Source organism: Rhodococcus sp. BP-316, assembly GCF_019836105.1.
Classification (GTDB): Bacteria; Actinomycetota; Actinomycetes; order Mycobacteriales; family Mycobacteriaceae; genus Rhodococcoides.
Genome location: NZ_JABUEE010000007.1, coordinates 1 through 17,552 on the forward strand (window position 1 = coordinate 1; position 17,552 = coordinate 17,552).

General features: G+C 68.7%; 17 protein-coding genes. 14 read left to right on the forward strand and 3 right to left on the reverse strand.

Annotation, left to right across the window (positions count from 1 at the left end; translation table 11 throughout):
• Positions 1-30 precede the first annotated feature (30 nt).
• The 4 genes from HQ312_RS14400 to HQ312_RS14415 are packed head-to-tail and all read left to right on the forward strand — an operon-like array spanning position 31 to position 5,633.
• On the forward strand, positions 31-2,841 hold the full coding sequence (locus HQ312_RS14400) for an FAD-binding and (Fe-S)-binding domain-containing protein (RefSeq protein ID WP_222639184.1): 2,811 nt from the start codon (positions 31-33) through the stop codon (positions 2,839-2,841).
• A 60-nt stretch (positions 2,842-2,901) separates the two neighbouring features.
• Positions 2,902-4,287: an acyl-CoA dehydrogenase family protein gene (locus tag HQ312_RS14405; RefSeq protein ID WP_222639001.1), complete on the forward strand. Its 1,386-nt coding sequence runs from the start codon at positions 2,902-2,904 to the stop codon at positions 4,285-4,287.
• A gap of 42 nt (positions 4,288-4,329) precedes the next feature.
• Complete coding sequence (locus tag HQ312_RS14410) at positions 4,330-4,848, forward strand: DUF2243 domain-containing protein (RefSeq protein ID WP_222639002.1); 519 nt, start codon at positions 4,330-4,332, stop codon at positions 4,846-4,848.
• Positions 4,845-5,633 carry a cytochrome c oxidase assembly protein gene (locus HQ312_RS14415; RefSeq protein WP_222639003.1) on the forward strand — a complete coding sequence of 263 codons (789 nt, stop codon included), beginning with the start codon at positions 4,845-4,847 and terminating at the stop codon, positions 5,631-5,633. Before HQ312_RS14410 ends, HQ312_RS14415 begins: the two co-directional genes overlap by 4 nt.
• On the opposite strand, the gene HQ312_RS14420 is transcribed toward HQ312_RS14415, so the two are convergent.
• Complete coding sequence (locus HQ312_RS14420; protein WP_222639004.1) at positions 5,581-6,495, reverse strand: alpha/beta hydrolase; 915 nt, start codon at positions 6,493-6,495, stop codon at positions 5,581-5,583. The two genes, HQ312_RS14415 and HQ312_RS14420, sit on opposite strands and share 53 nt — an antisense overlap.
• A 72-nt stretch (positions 6,496-6,567) precedes the next feature.
• On the opposite strand from HQ312_RS14420, the gene HQ312_RS14425 reads away from it, so the two are divergent.
• Positions 6,568-7,098 carry a TetR/AcrR family transcriptional regulator gene (locus HQ312_RS14425; protein ID WP_222639005.1) on the forward strand — a complete coding sequence of 177 codons (531 nt, stop codon included), beginning with the start codon at positions 6,568-6,570 and terminating at the stop codon, positions 7,096-7,098.
• 102 nt (positions 7,099-7,200) lie between these two features.
• Positions 7,201-7,602, forward strand: coding sequence for a cupin domain-containing protein (locus tag HQ312_RS14430; protein ID WP_222630602.1), 402 nt, complete (start codon positions 7,201-7,203; stop codon positions 7,600-7,602).
• 3 nt (positions 7,603-7,605) lie between these two features.
• On the opposite strand, the gene HQ312_RS14435 is transcribed toward HQ312_RS14430, so the two are convergent.
• Positions 7,606-8,613, reverse strand: coding sequence for an alpha/beta hydrolase (locus HQ312_RS14435; RefSeq protein ID WP_222639006.1), 1,008 nt, complete (start codon positions 8,611-8,613; stop codon positions 7,606-7,608).
• A gap of 48 nt (positions 8,614-8,661) precedes the next feature.
• Here HQ312_RS14435 and HQ312_RS14440 point away from each other — a divergent pair, with 48 nt between their 5' ends.
• From HQ312_RS14440 to HQ312_RS14465, 6 genes are all read left to right on the forward strand, one after another.
• Entirely contained in the window at positions 8,662-9,507 is an 846-nt protein-coding gene (locus HQ312_RS14440; protein ID WP_222639007.1) for a tryptophan 2,3-dioxygenase, read from the forward strand.
• On the forward strand, positions 9,504-10,709 hold the full coding sequence (gene kynU / locus HQ312_RS14445; protein ID WP_222639008.1) for a kynureninase: 1,206 nt from the start codon (positions 9,504-9,506) through the stop codon (positions 10,707-10,709). Before HQ312_RS14440 ends, kynU begins: the two co-directional genes overlap by 4 nt.
• Positions 10,710-10,803: 94 nt before the next feature.
• Entirely contained in the window at positions 10,804-11,436 is a 633-nt protein-coding gene (locus HQ312_RS14450; protein ID WP_222639009.1) for a response regulator transcription factor, read from the forward strand.
• Positions 11,433-12,611, forward strand: coding sequence for an ATP-binding protein (locus tag HQ312_RS22225; RefSeq protein ID WP_222639010.1), 1,179 nt, complete (start codon positions 11,433-11,435; stop codon positions 12,609-12,611). The genes HQ312_RS14450 and HQ312_RS22225 overlap by 4 nt, the downstream gene beginning before the upstream one ends.
• Positions 12,608-13,624, forward strand: a complete 1,017-nt coding sequence (locus HQ312_RS14460) for a hypothetical protein (RefSeq protein ID WP_222639011.1) — start codon at positions 12,608-12,610, stop codon at positions 13,622-13,624. The genes HQ312_RS22225 and HQ312_RS14460 overlap by 4 nt, the downstream gene beginning before the upstream one ends.
• A gap of 41 nt (positions 13,625-13,665) precedes the next feature.
• Positions 13,666-15,186 carry an alkaline phosphatase gene (locus tag HQ312_RS14465; protein WP_222639012.1) on the forward strand — a complete coding sequence of 507 codons (1,521 nt, stop codon included), beginning with the start codon at positions 13,666-13,668 and terminating at the stop codon, positions 15,184-15,186.
• A 4-nt stretch (positions 15,187-15,190) separates the two neighbouring features.
• Here the strand turns inward: HQ312_RS14465 and HQ312_RS14470 are convergent, their stop codons facing one another.
• The gene (locus tag HQ312_RS14470) at positions 15,191-15,883 is read right to left on the reverse strand and encodes a Tellurium resistance (protein ID WP_056442948.1); all 693 of its coding nucleotides are present in this window, start codon (positions 15,881-15,883) and stop codon (positions 15,191-15,193) included.
• Positions 15,884-16,124: 241 nt separating this feature from the next.
• On the opposite strand from HQ312_RS14470, the gene HQ312_RS14475 reads away from it, so the two are divergent.
• Entirely contained in the window at positions 16,125-16,574 is a 450-nt protein-coding gene (locus HQ312_RS14475) for an Hsp20/alpha crystallin family protein (RefSeq protein ID WP_027504782.1), read from the forward strand.
• Positions 16,575-16,675: 101 nt separating this feature from the next.
• Entirely contained in the window at positions 16,676-17,551 is an 876-nt protein-coding gene (locus tag HQ312_RS14480; RefSeq protein ID WP_222639013.1) for a hypothetical protein, read from the forward strand.
• Position 17,552 lies beyond the last annotated feature (1 nt).

The window sequence follows — 17,552 nt, forward strand, 5'->3', positions numbered from 1 at the left end:
CCGCCCACCCGGCCCGGTAGCGTCGACACGGTGATCTCCGCCGAGGACTGCGCCCGCGCACTGCGCCGCGCGGGCCTCGACGACGTGCTCACCGACGGCACGACCCGCGCCGCCTATTCGTCCGACGCGTCGCTCTACCGCGTGCACCCGCTCGTCGTCGCGCGGCCCCGTCGCACCGAGGACATCGCGGCGGCCGTCGCGATGTGCCGCGAGACCGGGGTTCCGCTGACCATGCGCGGCGGCGGCACGTCCGTGGCCGGCAACGCGGTGGGTACCGGGGTGGTGCTCGACGTCAGTCGGCACCTGAACCGGGTGCTACACGTCGACCCCGAGGCGCGCACCGCGACTGTCGAACCCGGCGCTGTGCAGTCGGTGGTGCAGAAGGCGGCGGCGCAGCACGGGCTCCGGTTCGGTCCTGACCCGTCCACCTTCACGCGCTGCACCGTCGGCGGCATGATCGGGAACAACGCGTGCGGCTCGCGCACTCTCGGCTACGGCCGGACCTCCGACAACATCTCCGCGCTCGACGTGGTGACGGGCAGCGGGGAGCAGCTGCACCTGCCGAGGGACACCACGTCTCCGACTCTCGATGCGCTGCGGCAGATCGTCGCCGGCGGACTCGGAACCGTCCGAACGGAATTCGGCATGTTCGGCCGCCAGGTCTCCGGCTACGCGTTGGAGAACCTGTTGCCGGAGAACCGTTTCGACGTCTGCCGGATGCTGGTGGGCAGCGAGGGCACGCTCGCGGTCACCACGCGCGCCACCGTCGACCTGGTGACGGAGCCTGCGTTCCGCATCCTCGTCGTTCTCGGGTACCCGGACATCGCCACCGCCGGTGACGCCGCGCCCACCGTCCTGACGTTCACGCCCACCGCATGCGAGGGCATCGATTCGCGCATCGTCGACGTCGTCCGCGAACGCCGCGGACCCCATGCGGTTCCGCCGCTTCCCGGCGGCGCCGCGTGGTTGTTCGTCGAGGTCGTCGGCGATACCCGCGAGCAGGCCACGGACCGAGCCGACGCGGTCGCACGCGGCTGCGGAGCGGTCGACTCCCTGGTGGTCACCGACGCGGAACGCGCCGCTCGGCTGTGGCAGATCCGAGCAGACGGAGCCGGACTCGCGGGGCGCAGTCCCGCGGGGTTGCCGGCACACGCCGGGTGGGAGGACGCGGCGGTACCGCCGGCATCGCTCGGCCGATACCTGCGCGACTTCGACGACCTCATGACGCAGTACGGGGTGACCGGGCTGCCGTACGGGCACTTCGGTGACGGGTGCCTGCACGTGCGCATCGACCTGCCGCTCGACAAGCCCGGTGGGACAGGGGTGTTCCGCCGGTTCCTCGTCGACGCCGCCACGCTGGTGGCGCGGTACGGCGGGTCGTTGTCCGGTGAGCACGGCGACGGCCGTGCGCGCAGTGAGCTCTTGCCGCTGATGTACTCGGCGGACGCACTCGCGTTGTTCGGTGCCGTCAAGCATGCGTTCGATCCCGACGGCATCCTCAATCCCGGTGTGCTCGTGGATCCTCGACCGCTCGATGCGGATCTCCGCGTCCCGGCCGCGAAGCCTCGGACGCTGCTCGCGATGGCCTACGCCGAGGACGGCGGCGACTTCAGTCAGGCCGTGCACCGGTGCACGGGCGTCGGTAAGTGTCGCGCGGACACCACCGGCACCAGCGGGGTGATGTGCCCGTCGTACCTGGCGACTCGGGAGGAGAAGGACTCCACCCGCGGTCGCGCCCGGGTACTGCAGGAGATGATCAACGGCACCGACGTCACCGGCGGGTGGCGCTCGCCCGAGGTGCACGATGCCCTGGATCTGTGCCTGTCCTGCAAGGGATGTGCCTCGGACTGTCCGACCGGTGTCGACATGGCGTCGTACAAGGCGGAGGTGCTGCACCAGAGCTACCGACGTCGGCTACGCCCTGTGGCGCACTACTCGCTCGGGTGGCTCCCGCGCTGGGCTGCTGTCGCCGCTCGGGCGCCGCGCGCCGTCAACGCCGCGGCACGGCTTCCGGGTGTGGGTCCGCTGGCACTGCGGGCGGCGGGCATCGATCCGCGTCGCTCGATACCCGAATTCGCCCCGACGACGTTCCGGCAGTGGTTCCACGAATCGCACCGGCCCACGACCGGTGATCCCGTCGTGCTCTTCGTCGACTCCTTCACCAATCACTTCACGCCCGAGGTGGGCCGGGCGACGGTGCGTGTGCTCGAGGCGGCGGGCTACCGGCCCAGGCTGACCGAGAAGCAGCAGTGTTGCGGTCTCACGTGGATCTCGACCGGTCAACTGGACGCCGCGAAGCGCATCCTGGGACACACCGTGGACGCCTTGACCGAGGCGTCGGACGGCGGTGTTCCCATCGTGGGTATCGAACCGTCGTGCACCGGTGTACTACGAAGCGACGCAACCGAACTGCTCGGCAATGAGCGCGCCGCGCCGGTCGCCGAGGCCACCCGCACGCTGGCCGAACTGCTCACCGAGCGCGGGTGGGAACCGCCGTCCCTGAACGGCCGAGAGGTGGTGGCGCAGCCGCACTGTCACCACCACGCCGTGATGGGCTGGGGCGCAGACGCGGCTCTGCTCGAGAGAGCGGGCGCCGATGTGCAGCGCCTGGGTGGTTGCTGCGGGCTCGCCGGGAATTTCGGCGTCGAGAAGGGGCATTACGACGTCTCGGTCACCATCGCCGGTCAGCAACTTCTGCCGGCGGTGCAGTCGGCGGCGGACACCGCGTCGATTCTGGCCGACGGCTACTCCTGCCGTACCCAGCTGTCCGATCTCACGGATCGCCGCGGTGAGCACCTCGCGCAAGTGTTGGCGAGCGCGTTGCCTGATGAGACGGAGTGACGTGTAACACTCGTCGAGGTGGGGTATGCCCTGCCGAAACAACCGTCCTGGGGGGACATCATGGCTTTCGATCTGACGCTCACACCGGCCCAACACGAGTTGGTCGGTCGTGCTCACGACTTCGCCGCGAACGTGGTGCGACCCGTCGCGCAGCACTACGACAAGGAACAGGAGTTCCCGTGGCCGGTGCTGCAGGAGGCGACGCGGGCGGGCTTCTACTCGCCGTTGTTCTACCGCGACCTCATCGGTGACCCGACCGGGCTCTCGCTGCCGGTGTTCATGGAGGAACTGTTCTGGGGTTGTGCGGGAATCGGTCTCGCGGTGGTGATGCCGGCGCTCGCGCTGTCGGCCATCGGTCAGGCGGCGACGCCCGAGCAGATGCTCGAATGGGCACCGCAGTGCTTCGGCACCCCGGACGATCTGAAGTTGGCAGCGCTCGCCATCTCCGAGCCCGAGGGCGGCAGCGACGTTCGCAACCTGCGGACCACCGCGCGGCAGGACGGCGACGACTGGATCATCGACGGCCACAAGATGTGGATCGGCAACGGTGGCATCGCGGACGTGCATGTGGTCAACGCCAATGTGGACCCGGAACTCGGTCACAAGGGCCAGGCGCTCTTCATCGTCCCCGGCGGAACCCCCGGTCTGGAACTCGTGCGCAAGCTCGACAAGCTGGGGTGCCGCGCTTCTCACACCGCGGAGCTGAAGTTCGACAGTGTCCGCATTCCCGGTGCGAACCTCCTGGGCGGTCTCGACAAGCTCGAGCACAAGCTTGCCAAGGCCCGTGAAGCGGAGAAGACCGGGATCAGAGGTCGCTCCGCCACTCTCGGAGCGCTCGAGCAGACGCGACCGATGGTGGCCGCTCAGGCCCTCGGAATCGCCCGTGCCTCCTTGGAGTACGCGACGAAGTACGCCAACGAGCGTGAGGCGTTCGGGTCGCCGATCATCGACAACCAGGGCATCGCCTTCCCGCTGGCGGATCTCGCGATGCGTATCGACGCTGCACGACTGCTGACGTGGCGCGCGAGCTGGATGGCGGCCACGGGTGTCGCTTTCGAGCGTGGCGAGGGCTCGATGGCCAAGCTTGCCGCCACGGAAGTCGCGGTGGCGTCCACCGAGCGGGCGATCCAGACGATGGGCGGGTGGGGTTACATCACCGATCACCCCGTCGAGAAGTGGTATCGAGACGCGAAGCTCTACACCATCTTCGAGGGCACCAGCGAGATTCAACGCGTCGTCATCAGCAACGCGATCGCGCAGCAGGACGGTGCGCCGCCGCTGCACGTACAGATGGATGCCGAAGGGTCGGCGCTCAACAAGGCGTTCGGCCGCGGAACCGAGACGCGCACCAAGGTGATGGACAAGGCGATGGCGGCGAAGGACAAGGTTCCCGAGCCGGTCCTGCGCGGCGCCATGAAGTTCCTGCAGCCGCCCAGCCGCAAGTAGCCGCGTCGTTTCGAGGCCCTGCCGCCGGGTACCGCCCTGCGCATGGTCACCTCGAAACGTCCGCGACGCGTCGCACCCGATCGCGGCATCACCCTGCCCGGCATCGTCCTCGGTGTCGGGCTGGGCGGTTTCGTGGACGGCATCCTGCTGCACCAGATCCTTCAGTGGCACCACCTGCTGAGCAGTACGGGTCAGGACAACATCGGGCTGCAGCCCTACCCTGTCGACACCGTGCACGGCCTCCAGATCAACACGCTCTGGGACGGCATCTTCCACACCGTCACCTGGCTCGCCGTGCTGCTCGGACTCGGGTTGCTGTACTCGCGCGTCACCGGGTCGCGCGGGCGGGTATGGGCGTCCCGCGTGCTGTGGGGGTGGGTCCTGGTCGGGTGGGGCCTGTTCAACCTGGTCGAGGGCATCGTCGACCACCACGTCCTCGGCATCCACCACGTTCGCAGCGGTCCGAACCAACTGTGGTGGGACCTCGGCTTCCTCGCCCTCGGTGTCCTCCTGATCGCCGGCGGCTGGCTCATAGAGCGCGGCGCACGTCGATCGCGATGATGCTCGCGCACGACACCCATCACGGCAGCGGTGGTCTCGGACCGGTCGTGATCCTCGTCGTGGTGGCAGCTGCGTATGTCGTTGCGGCGGAGCGCTGCAGGCGTGAGCCGCGGGGATGGAACCCGTGGCGCACGGTGAGCTTCCTCGTCGGCATCGGGCTCCTCGTGCTCGCCGTGGTCCCCGCACTGTTGCCCTACCCGGACGGCGACTTCCGCGGCCACATGCACCAGCACCTGCTTCTCGGCATGTACGCGCCATTGGCGCTGGTACTCGGTGCCCCGATGACGTTGGTGCTGCGCTCGGTGTCGCCGCCGAACGGCCGTGCCATCGGCCATGTCCTGCGCTCGCGGCCGGTGCACGTGATAGCGAACCCGATCGTCGCGCTGGCCCTGAATCTCGGCGGTCTCGCGCTGCTGTACTTCACCCCGCTGTACGAGGCGACGACACACAGCGCGACGCTGCACCTCCTGGTGCACCTGCACTTCTTCCTCGCGGGGTGTCTGTTCGCGTGGGTCATCGCCGGCCTCGACCCAGCACCGCATCGGCCTTCGGTACCCACCCGACTCTGGATACTCGGGGCAGCGATTCTCGGCCATGCCGTCCTGTCGCAACTCATCTACGCGGGACTCCTCGTCCAGATCCCGGTTCCCGCCGATCAGCGCCAGGGCGCCGGTGAGCTGATGTACTACGGCGGCGACATCGCCGAACTGCTTCTGGCGCTGGCGCTTCTGCTCACCTGGCGACCGGCACGACGTCGCGAAGAAACGCCAGCTGGTCGGCGCTGATCCGGGGGAAGAGCGGCTCGACGTACGGGTCGAAGTGACCACCCTCGTAGGTCACCACGGTGGCGCGCGGGATCTTTCGTGCGGTGCGCAGCGCGACGTCCGTGGGAGTGATGGCGTCCTCGGTGGCGATCTGGACGAGGGCGGGGCACTGAATGTTCGCGGCGGTCTTCCCCGGTGAGTACAGGCCGATGTGGAGCAGGATGCGGGCGGCGACCGTCTCGGGGTAGTCACCGGTCTGCAGTCCCGACGCCTCGAGAAGGCGGTCACGTCCCACCGCGGCATCGGGCGACACCATGGCGGCGACGGCACCCGGTTCGCCGATCGAGTCGATGTAGCGGGGCTCGCGACCGAGCAGAGCCCGGATCTGGTCCGAGAGGGCTGCCGGTGCGAGACGCAGGGTCTGGCGCAGGCCGGCGGAGCGCACGGCGGCGATGCCGTCCACGTGCGGGACCTGCGCGATGATCGCGGCCAGTCGTTCGCCCGTGCCCGCCAGGGTGAGGACATGGCCCCCGCCGAACGAGGTGCCCCATGCGACGACGCGGTCGGGGTCGACGCCGTCGAGTCGCCGGGCGAAGGCCAGCGCGTTGCGCCAGTCTTCGAGCTGCCTGCGCACGTCCAGGAGCTGCCGTGGGGTTCCTTCGCTATCGCCGAAGTGCCGGTAGTCGAACAGCGCGACGACGTAGCCCGCCTGAACGAACTGGTCAGCGTATGCGGGGAGGCGCAACGCGCGCACCGATCCGAAGCCGTGGGCCATGACGATGATCGGCGCGGAACCGTCGAGCCCGGCAGGTCGAAGGACCGAGATCGCGCAGCGATCGGAACCGGAGTCGAACCACAGGTCGTCACGAACGGTGTCAGGCATGCGGGCTCCTCTTGATTGACGTTCAAGAGAACGTAGCAGCGTCTTGATCGAGCATCAAGATAGGGTGACCGCATGCCTCGGAACAGACGTCCGCAGGATCGGGAAGAGAAACGGGCCGAGATCATCGACGCCGCGACGACCCTGTTCGTCGAGGCCGGATTCGACGGCACCCCGCTGAGCCGGATAGCGCAGAGCGCCGGCGTCACGCCCAACACCATCTACTGGTACTTCTCCGACAAGGACGAACTGCTCGTCGCCGCCCTCACCGAGATCACGGCGACGGCGTTGACGCGCTTCGCGGAGCTGGAGGTGACGTCACCGCAGGAACGGCTGACATGGGTGGTGACCGAACTCGAGCGCTATCACCGGTTGGTGGACACCGTGCATGCCCGCGCTGCGGTGTCCGCACCGATCAGCGAGTGGCACAATGGGTTTCATGCCATGGCCGATACGCTGGTCGCGGAGGAACTGCGCCACGTCGGCGTCGCCGAGGAGCGGATCGCCGCGCGGACCAAGGTCGTGGTGTTCGCGGTCGAGGGCATGCTGACGCACCCGCAGAGCGCTGCCGACAAGGCTGCGATCGTGGACGCCCTGTTCACCTAGACGACCGAGGTGCCCTGTCGGGGCGCACCTCGGCAGGGACTTCCCCCGTGGACCGGCACCGCGAATGCTGGACACCAGCACCACCGACGAGAGGAACCGCGCATGCAGATCACCCGAAGCTCGATCGCGACCACCAAGGGTCCGGCCGACTGGTTCACCGGCGACGTCTACATCGACGCCGTTGCCGCAGCTCCGACCCCGTCGCGGGTCTCCGCCAACCTGGTCCACTTCATGCCGGGGGCGCGTACGCACTGGCACCGCCACTCGCTGAGCCAGACGGTGTTCGTCACCGAGGGCGTCGGTCTGTGCCAGCGGCAGGGTGGGCCGGTCGAGGTCATCCGTCCCGGCGACCGCGTGCTGTTCGAGGCCGACGAGGTGCACTGGCACGGCGCCGCACCGGATCGTCTGATGGTGCATCTCGCCATCAACGAGGGCGACGACGAGCACGACGTCGTCGTGTGGATGGACCCCGTCACCGACGCGGAGTACACCGCGCACGAGTGACGATCAGCGGGGGAGACGTCCCTCGATCCGCTCCACGATGGCAGGCCAGATCTCCGACCGTGGATCGACGACGTCGAAGTGCCCGCCCGGCCCCTCCACGAGATCGATGTCGTCACCCGCGCGGCGCGCAGCGTCCGCGTACTCGCGGCCGATGTCGTTCAGATTCGGATCGTCCGATGCCGCGACCACGACGATCTGCGGAACCCCGAGTGGCAGTCGCGCTCGGGGGGACGACTCCGCGTGAGCATCCGTGTACCGCGAGCCCAGGGCGGCACGCACCGCGCCGTCACCCAGGCCGCGGTCGTCGGCGATCTTCAGGTCGAGGACTCCGGCGAGACTCACGGCCAGTGCGGGACGGGCATCCGCGGCCCAGCGCATCGCGAGCTGTCCTCCTGCCGAATGGCCGAGGACGGCCTGCGCACCAGCGTGCTTCAGGGCCGCGGCGACATCCGCCGTCGTCGTCTCCCACCCGTGCTCGTCGGGGCTGCGGTACTCGACGTTCCACGTGACGTAGCCGCGGTCGGCCAGATCGATGGCCGCGGCGTCGAGCGAGTCGAGTCGCCACGGTGCCCGCCAATAGCCGCCGTGGATCAGGGCGACGACGGGTCCGCCGGTGCCTCGCACCTCGGCGAACTGTTCGGGGTGCGCCCCATACGACTCGACGGTCGCCGGGTGCAGTCGGTGATGGTGAATCCTGTCGACGGCGTAGCGCAGCCCGCCGAGTCCCCGTCCGCGAATGTGGGCGTGCAGGCCCGCCGAGAGGTCCGCGGCCACGTAGCCGTAGTCGACACGCACCACACACCGGTCGCTCGCCTGCGTGCCGACGCGTCCGCCCGCGGCCGGGACCACGATGACGTCGCCCGATGCGACCGACGGATCGTCGGACACGTGCACTTCCCCGGTGGCGCCGCGCGCAGCGAGCGCGGACTGCACCAGGTCGGTCACCGTGCCGAGGTCTCGAACCGTGTCCGGATGCAGGACGACGTCGATTCGTTCCGAGGACTCGCTCATCCCTCGAATCTACGTCCTAGGCTCGGGGGAATCGACGGAAGAGGAGCAATGGACGAGCGCGCCATCGAGAAGGACATCGTCACCGATTTCCGCGAGCGGATGAGTTACGGGGCGTACCTCGATCTCGACACTCTGCTCAGCGCGCAGAAGCCGGTGAGTGTCCCGGAGCATCACGACGAGTTGCTGTTCATCATCCAGCACCAGACCACCGAGCTGTGGTTCAAGCTCGTGCTGCACGAACTGCTCGCCGCACGCGACGCGTTCGACGCAGACGACCTCGGGTTCGCGCTGAAGTGTGTCGCTCGGGTCAAACACATCCAGAAGACGCTGACCGAGCAGTGGTCGGTGCTCGCGACACTCACGCCCACCGAGTACGCGCAGTTCCGCGGGTTCCTGGGGAATTCGTCGGGGTTCCAGTCCGCGCAGTACCGCGCGGTGGAGTTCGTGCTGGGCAACAAGAACGCGGCGATGCTGACGGTGTTCGAATCCGACTCGGTGGCAACCGAACTGCTGACGCGGGTGCACGGCGAGCCGAGTGTGTACGACGCCCTGTGGCGGTGCCTGGCCCGCGCAGGACTCGACGTTCCGGAGAGTGCGCTGCGGCGCGACGTCACCGCGCCGTACGCGCGCAACGACGATCTGATGCCACTGATCACGCACGTCTACGAGAACCCGACCGAGAACTGGGCCGCGTACGAGGCGTTCGAGGAATTCGTCGACCTGGAGGAGAACTTTCAGCTCTGGCGGTTCCGACACATGCGCACAGTGCTCCGTACGATCGGGCACAAGAGCGGCACCGGTGGCTCCAGTGGTGTCGGCTTCCTCCAGCGCGCCCTCGAGTTGACGTTCTTCCCCGAGTTGTTCGCCGCCCGCACCGAGATCGGACAGCCATGACCGCAGCAGACCTCGACGCACGGGACCCGCTGCGCGAGTACCGCTCTCGCTTCCACACCGACGACGCCGATCCCGTCGTGTCCTATCTCGACGGCAATTCGCTCGGTCGGCCCACGACGGCGAGCATCGAGCGTGTCTCGACGTTCATGACGCAGGCCTGGGGTGGCCGGCTGATCCGCGGGTGGGACGAGGAATGGTTCGAGCTGCCCATCACGTTGGGCGACACGCTCGGTCGAGTGGCCCTGGGTGCAGCACCCGGGCAGACCGTCATCGGTGACTCCACCACCGTCCTGCTCTACAAGATCGCGCGCGGGGCGGCGGCGCTGAGGCCGTGCCGGACCGAGATCGTGCTCGATCGCGACAACTTTCCGACCGATCGCTACGTCCTCGAGTCCATCGCGTCCGAGCTCGGCCTGACGCTGGTGTGGATCGACTCGGACCGCCGGTCGGGCGTACGGACTGCGGACATCGCCGATGTCGTCACCGAGCGAACAGCTTTCGTGCTTCTCAGTCATGTCGCCTACCGCTCGGGCTTTCTCGCGGACGCGTCCGCGGCGGCCCGTGTCGCGCACGACGTCGGCGCCCTGGTGGTGCTCGACCTGTCGCACTCGGTGGGATCCGTGCCGCTCCGTCTCGACGAGTGGGGTGTCGATCTCGCCGTCGGCTGCACCTACAAGTACCTGAACGGTGGTCCCGGCTCGCCCGCGTTCGCATACGTCCGCGCGGAGCATCTGCCCGAGTTTCGGCAGCCCGTATGGGGATGGATGGGGCGTGCCGACGCCTTCGCCATGGAGCAGGGATACGTCCCGGCCGAGGGCGTGCGACGCGTCATCAGCGGCACCCCGCCGGTGCTCGGCATGATCGCGATGCAGGACACGCTCGCCATGATCGGCGAGGTCGGCATGGACGCGATCCGCGCGAAGTCGGTCGCTCTCACCGAGTACGCGCTCGAGCTGGTGCGCTCGGACCTGGTGCCACTGGGCGTGGAGATCGCCTCGCCGGAGAACGCGGACGAGCGCGGGGGACACGTCACGCTCGATCACCCCGATTTCCGCGAGGTCACGGCGCGGCTGTGGAAGCGCGGTGTCATCCCCGACTTCCGTGCCCCGAGCGGCATCAGGCTCGGCCTGAGCCCGCTCAGCACCAGCTTCGAAGAGGTGCGCATCGGCGTTCTCGCGATCGCCGAGGAGCTCCGGCGCTGACACCTGGCACCACAACACGACCGGTCAGATGGTTATGCTCTGACGACTTTGTGGCTGAGGGGGTCCGGTGGGGGTCGAACGTGCGCGTATCGGAATGGTCGATGATCACGAGCTGACCATCCGGGGGTTGCGGGACTCCCTCGCCGATCATCCCGACCTCGACTTCGTCGCGAGCGCCCCCACGGTCGCCGAGCTGTTCGACGCGACCACCGACCTCGATCTGGTGATCCTCGATCTTCGACTGCGTGACGGATCGTCGCCGGTGTCCAACGTCGAGGCCATCCGCGCCCGCGGTCTCGAAGCGCTGGTCCTCACCTCGGGCGAGGATCCGTTCCTGGTCCGCTCGGCCGCCCGCGCCGGTGTGCTCGGCGTCGTGCGCAAGTCCCAGCCGATCGACGCGGTGGTGGACGCCGTGCGGAGTGCAGCCCGGGGCGAGATGGTGCCCACCATCGACTGGGCGGCAGCCATCGACGGGGATCCCGAGCTCGCCGCGGTGGATCTGAGCCCGCAGCATCGACGACTGCTCACGCTCTACGCGGCCGGGGAGACCGCCACGCGGGTCGCGTCGACCATGGGTATCTCACCCGAGACGGTGAACGACTATCTCGGCCGCATCCGGCTCAAGTACGCCGACGCCGGCAGGCCTGCCCCGACCAAGACCGATCTGTACAAACGGGCACTGGAGGACGGGTGGTTGCCGTTTCCTCGTCGACGCAGGAAGTCGTGACGACGGCGGAGCGCAGCGCGGCCGATCAGATCCTCACGATGTTCGGCCGCTTCATCGGCGTGGGCTACGTCTTCTACCTGCTCGTGTCGATTCCGCTCATCCGCGATCTGGAGGGGGTGTCGGCGTCCTGGTGGACTCCGGTCGGGCTCGTCCTGTTCTTCGGACCCGGACTGGCGTTGGGCGCCGCGTCGTTCGGCCGGCGGGGTCAGCGTGCGCTCCGGCCACTGGCGGCGGCGTGCGCCGTGGTCTTCCTGCTCGGGTTGCTCACCTGGCCGTTCGGATGGACGGGCGAGACCCTGCCCGACGGGAAGGCTGCCTGGTTCTCCCTCTTCCCTGCCCTGGCCTCTCTGGGGGCTGCGGTGTCGATGAGGCCGCGCTGGGCGTTCCTCCATCTCGCGGTGGCCGTCACGGGTGTCCAACTGGTCAACCACTATCTGCGTGACGCCGGTGACCGGAGTCCGTTGGTGGCAGACATCGTCTACAGCTTCGGCTTCAGCCTCATCTTCGTCGCCGCGTCGATCACGGCGTCGCGCACGGGCTTCCTTCTCGATCGCACCCGCGAGTCCACCTACGCGCAGGCCGCCAGTTCTGCCGCGGTGCAGGCGCGGACGGTCGAACGTCGACGGTTCGACGGGTTGATCCACGACAACGTCATGTCCACGCTCCTCGCCGCGTCGCGCGGTCCGATGGATCAGCGTCTCGTCGACCAGGCGAGCGTCGCGTTGGCGGAGCTAGACACGTTGCGACGGGACGCGCTGCCGGTCTCGGACTTCGAGGTGCAGGACGTGGTCGCGCACCTTCGTGCCGCGGCCGCGGCAGTGGACGCATCGGCGACACTGAGCTTCCGGTTCGAGGCCGATGCGGCGGAACGGACGGTGCCGGCCGAGACCGTCCGCACCGTGGGCGCCGCCATGGCCGAGGCGATGCGGAACAGCCTGCGGCACGCGGGCCCCGATGCCCACCGGTCGGTCGTGGCTGCGCTCTCCCCACTCGGACTCCGGGTGACGGTGACGGACGACGGCCCCGGCTTCGATCTGTCGTCGATACCGGCACATCGCCTGGGCGTCCGGGTCAGCATTCTCGACCGCATGCACCGGCTTCCGGGCGGCTCCGCCGCGCTCCACACCGCGGTGGGTCGGGGCACCGTCGTCGAACTGCGGTGGGAGGCACAGTGAGCAGAACGAACGATGTCACGACTCTGCTGGGCATGCACACGCGTGCAGCCTTCGTGGTGGTCGCCTTCAACGTCGCCGGTGTCGTTCTGGCCGCCGCCTCGACACTCGAGGGCGTCACCGAGCCGGCGCTCGTCGCGGTGGCGGTCGTCCTGCATGCCGTGTCCGTAGCGGCACTCCTCCGCGTCCCGGGCGATCCGATCCCCTTCGGCGCGACGGCAGCCGTCACGCTCACCGGCCCGCTGTCGTGTGCGATCGTCCTCGCCGCGCTTCCGGTGCCGATCGGGAACCCTCTGCAGATGTGGCCGATCGGGACGGCGGCCGGAATCTACACCTTCCTCTGTGTCCGTGGGCGCACGTGGTGGGCGTGGGCCGGGTTCCTCGGCATCTTCGTCGTCACGCTCGTCTGGTGCCTGCTGACCGAGCAGAGCGCGGTCGACGCCGTGCTGTACGTGCTGCCCAGCGGCGCGCTGGTGTTGATGGGCACGTTCTTCGCATTCGCGCTGCGCTCGCCCGTCACGGACATCTTCCGGCTACGGGAGGAGTCCACGAGACAGGCAGCGGAGGAAGCCGCGGCCGCTGCGGCACTGCACGAGCGGGACCTGCAGCTGACCCGGCTCGACGAGCTGGCCCGCCCTCTCCTCACCAGGATCGCCTCGGGTGAGCCGCTGTCCGACGACGAGCGACTGAGCTGCCGTCTTCTCGAGTTCCATCTGCGGGACACCCTGCGTGCCGCGGGACTGGCCGACTCCGAGGTGAGCAGTGCGGCGCGGGCCGCGCGGAGTCGGGGAGTCGACGTGGTCCTGCTCGACGACCGCGGCGCGGACGCGACCGGCGTGGTCGATCGCGACATCGTGACTTCGGTGATCACCGCCCTCGAGAGCGACTCCACCAGCGCGGTGACGGTGCGTCTTCTCCCGCAGGACCGGGACTCGGCGGCGTCCATCCTGGTCACGGGAGCGGACGGAACGCACCGGTCCGAGTTCGACCGATCGGGCACCCGGCTGTCCCCCTGAGAGTCACGCCCCGTTCAAGTCCGTGCGGCACGGTGCGGAGCATGCAGCTCTCGCGACGCTCCCTGTTCCGCTACGCCGCGCTCGGTGCCGCGGCCACGCCGTTGCTCGCCTGCAGCACCGGGCCCACCCTGGTGCGGGCGCGCCCGTCGCTGACCCACGGCGTCGCCAGCGGCGACGTCCGTGCCGATGGTGCGCTCGTCTGGGCACGGTCGGACACGCCCGCGACGATGATCGTCGACACGTCGGCCACCGACGCGTTCTCCTCCGTCACGACGACGCGAGGGCCTCTCCTCACACCGCAGTCCGACGGCACCGGCGTGCTGCGCCTCACGGGTCTGCCGGCGGGACAGCGAGTGCACTACCGCGTGACGCTGGAAGGCGAGGACGGCGCCACGTCGGAGCCCGTCACCGGGGTGTTCTCCACGGCTCCCGACAGGCCGTCGAACATTCGCCTCCTGTGGGGCGGCGACACGGCGGGCCAGGGTTACGGGATCAACCCCGACATCGGCGGCATGACCATCTTCGGAGCGATGGCCGATCGGGAACCGGACCTGTTCCTGCACAGCGGCGACGTCATCTATGCCGACGGGCCGCTCGAGGAGAGCGTCACGTTGCCCGACGGCCGGGTGTGGCGGAACACGATGTCCGAGGCCAAGTCCAAGGTCGCGGAGACCCTCGACGAGTATCGCGGGCAGTACGCGTACAACCTCACCGACGACAACTACCGGCGCTTCAATTCCTCGGTCGCGCAGGTGGTGCAGTGGGACGATCACGAGACCGTCAACAACTGGTATCCCGGTGAGATTCTCGACCTCGAGCAGTACACCGTGAAAGATGTGAACCTGTTGTCGCAGCGGGCTTTGCAGGCCTTTCACGAGTGGCTCCCGGTCGCTCCCGCCGAGGCCGTCGACGGGCGGGTGTACCGGAAGATCGCCTACGGTCCGCTGCTCGACGTCTTCGTCCTGGGCATGCGGAGCTACAAGGACGCGAACAGTGCCAACACCGCCCCGACCGGGGAGGTTCTCGGAGATGCACAGCGGCGGTGGCTGATCGACGAGCTGTCGCGCTCGACCGCCACGTGGAAGATCATCGCCAACGACCTCCCCCTGGGGCTCGTGGTGCCGGACGGCAAGACCGCGCAGGAGGGCGTCGGCAACGGTGACCCCGGTGCCCCGCTCGGTCGGGAGACCGACATCGCGCAGGTACTCACCGCGATCGATCGGAACGACGTCACCGGCACCGTGTGGCTCACCGCCGACGTGCATTACACGGCGGCGCATCGGTATTCACCCGAGCGCGCCGCCTACCAGGAGTTCCGCGAATTCTGGGAGTTCGTCAGCGGGCCTCTCAACGCGGGTGCGTTCGGGCCGAACGACCTCGATCCCACCTTCGGCCCGGAGGCTGTGTTCGTGCACGCACCGCCGGAGCCGAACGCCTCACCACTCGATACCTTCCAGCACTTCGGGGAGGTGCTGATCGACGAGGACTCGCGGTCGCTGACGGTGAACCTGTGCGACGGTACCGGGGCGGTTCTCTTCACACAGGTGCTGCCGGCGCCCTGACCGGCTACTTGCGCCCGGCCGCCCAGCGCATGCCCCAGCCGTACTTCTTGTCCAGGTCCGCCTGGCTGCCCTGGATGTACTCGACCTCGCGCGTGACCGTGATGCCCTGGCCGGTGTTCTGGATCAGCGCGATGGAGCAGATACGGGCGGAGTTGTTGTCGGAGTCCAGCCGTACCTCCACCTGCGGGCCGCTGGTGGGGAACAGCGTGACGACGCCGTCGACCGCGGCCCAGTTCGGGGCGCCGTCGTAGATCATCGCGAAGATGAGGATGCGCTTGAAGGCGTCGGGCCGCGCGAGGTTGATGTGCATGTTCTCGCCGCCCGTGACGGATCCGGAGCGGTCGTCGCCGTCGAGCTGGATGAACGGTGCGCTCTCCAGCGCGCCAAAGCTCTTGCCCAGTGCCTGGATGACTCCCTTCGACCCGTCGGCCAGCTCGTACAGGCAGCCGAGGTCGAGGTCGACGCCGCCGGTGCCGTACGACGCGGCGGCGAGCTTCGCGAGGAAGCCCTTCTTCTTCGGCTCGGGTGCGGCCGCGCCCTGCGACCAGTTGAGGTTGACGCGCATCGCGCCCTGGCTCTCGCCTTTCTTGGCCAGATTCACCGTCGGCGCGGCCTTCGACAGCGTCACCTTGCTCAGATTGACACCGCCCGCTGCCGGGGCGGGGGTGGACGGCCTTTTGGTGTAGTCGATCGCCATGGATGGGAGGCCTTTCTTCCGGAAACGGCGGTGTCCGTTTCGCGCACTTCCCTCAGCGTAGTCGCCGTGAGCGGGCCGCACCTACCCTCGACCAGTCCTGCACTGCGAGAGCAACTTCGGCCAGAAAATTTTCTGGAGGGTACTTGGCACTCTCGGGTGGAGAGTGCTAAATTCGGTGTCACGCACAGAGGAGCCGAGCATGACGGGCTCGGTGTCCACGAGATACAGGAGGTGTGTTGCTGTGCTTCGCTTCGATCCTTTCCGTGACCTCGACGCCGTGACCTCGAGCTTGCTGGGAGCCGGGTCGGGCACCGACCGTTCGCCGCGGTTCATGCCGATGGATCTGTACAAGGTCGACGACCATTACGTCCTCGACGCGGACCTCCCCGGTGTGGATCCGGGCTCGATCGACCTCGACGTCGACCGTGGAACCCTCACGGTGACGGCCCACCGTTCGGCACCGAGCGGCGACTCCCGGCAGTGGCTCACCTCGGAGCGCTTCACCGGTACCTACCGTCGCCAGCTCGCGCTGGGTGACGGCATCGACACCGAGCGCATCACCGCGTCGTACGACAACGGTGTTCTCTCCGTGCACATCCCGCTGTCCGAGCGCGCCGCGCCGCGCAAGATCAACATCGCGCAGGCCGAGAACACCGGTGAGCAGACCTCGCTCGAGGCTTCGGCGTCCTGACACCGCATTCCGGACAGCGCTGGGCCCTCTCACCAGGGAGTGTCCAGCGCTGTCGTCGATTCGGGGGTCCCGCGGTACACCGCGCCCAGTAGGTTCGACCCATGACCGACTCCACGGCAGCCGCCCATGCCCGCGCCGCGTACCGCACGTTCGAGCCCTTCCACATCTCGGCGTACTTCAATCCCGAACTCGGAGCGGCGGGCCGGGACACCGGTCTCGACGGACACGCCTGGTACGTGGGCTCGCGCGCCGAGCCGATGGGGCCGTGTGCCGCCGGGGTGGTCGCCGCCGCGTTCTACAGCTTCAACACCACGCTGATCGAGCGCTCCTGGCCCGCGGCGATCGCCGCCGGCCTCGACACCGTGGCTCGGCGCCGATGGGACGCGCTGGACACCGTCCTCGGAGGTGCGCTGGGTGAGTCGGTGTCCGACCCGGGCCTCACGTCGCTGGCCGACCGCCTGCACGGCATCGGCGACACGCTCACCTTCGCCGGCCGCCCACTGTCCGCAGCGTGGCATCAGTCGTCGGCGCCCGACGTCCCGCACCTGCAGTTGTGGCACGCCATCGCGGTTCTGCGGGAATGGCGCGGCGACGGCCACCTCGCGGCTCTCCTCGACGCAGACCTCGATCCGACGGAGGCCGGCGTCTTCCACGAGGCCCAGCACCCCGAGCCCGGTGCTCGTCGGGTGCTCGGGCGTCGCATCACCCAGCTGACGCGCGAGTGGTCGGACGAGCAGTGGGACTCGGCGGCCGAGCGTCTCGCCGCGCGCGGTCTCGTCACGACAGCCGACGGCGTCGAGACTCTGACGGACGACGGTGTCGCACTCGACCGCCACATCGAGGACCGCACCGATGCGATGGCAGCCGCCGCGTGGCGCGGTGTCGACGACGCGGAGGAGCTCATCTCCTCCGCGCGCCCCTACGTCAAGGCAGTCATCTCCGCGGGCATCCTGCCGGGAACGAAGAAGAAGGGCTGAC

What these genes read in the sequence shown, in the direction of transcription:
- HQ312_RS14435 (WP_222639006.1), bottom strand. Translation starts at nt 8,613, where the DNA reads ATGAGCGAGTCCTCGGAACGAATCGACGTCGTCCTGCATCCGGACACG.
- HQ312_RS14440 (WP_222639007.1), top strand. Translation starts at nt 8,662, where the DNA reads ATGGACGAGCGCGCCATCGAGAAGGACATCGTCACCGATTTCCGCGAG.
- HQ312_RS14470 (WP_056442948.1), bottom strand. Translation starts at nt 15,883, where the DNA reads ATGGCGATCGACTACACCAAAAGGCCGTCCACCCCCGCCCCGGCAGCG.
- kynU (WP_222639008.1), top strand. Translation starts at nt 9,504, where the DNA reads ATGACCGCAGCAGACCTCGACGCACGGGACCCGCTGCGCGAGTACCGC.
- HQ312_RS14465 (WP_222639012.1), top strand. Translation starts at nt 13,666, where the DNA reads ATGCAGCTCTCGCGACGCTCCCTGTTCCGCTACGCCGCGCTCGGTGCC.
- HQ312_RS14430 (WP_222630602.1), top strand. Translation starts at nt 7,201, where the DNA reads ATGCAGATCACCCGAAGCTCGATCGCGACCACCAAGGGTCCGGCCGAC.
- HQ312_RS14410 (WP_222639002.1), top strand. Translation starts at nt 4,330, where the DNA reads ATGGTCACCTCGAAACGTCCGCGACGCGTCGCACCCGATCGCGGCATC.
- HQ312_RS14450 (WP_222639009.1), top strand. Translation starts at nt 10,804, where the DNA reads ATGGTCGATGATCACGAGCTGACCATCCGGGGGTTGCGGGACTCCCTC.
- HQ312_RS14420 (WP_222639004.1), bottom strand. Translation starts at nt 6,495, where the DNA reads ATGCCTGACACCGTTCGTGACGACCTGTGGTTCGACTCCGGTTCCGAT.
- HQ312_RS14425 (WP_222639005.1), top strand. Translation starts at nt 6,568, where the DNA reads ATGCCTCGGAACAGACGTCCGCAGGATCGGGAAGAGAAACGGGCCGAG.
- HQ312_RS14405 (WP_222639001.1), top strand. Translation starts at nt 2,902, where the DNA reads ATGGCTTTCGATCTGACGCTCACACCGGCCCAACACGAGTTGGTCGGT.
- HQ312_RS14480 (WP_222639013.1), top strand. Translation starts at nt 16,676, where the DNA reads ATGACCGACTCCACGGCAGCCGCCCATGCCCGCGCCGCGTACCGCACG.
- HQ312_RS14415 (WP_222639003.1), top strand. Translation starts at nt 4,845, where the DNA reads ATGATGCTCGCGCACGACACCCATCACGGCAGCGGTGGTCTCGGACCG.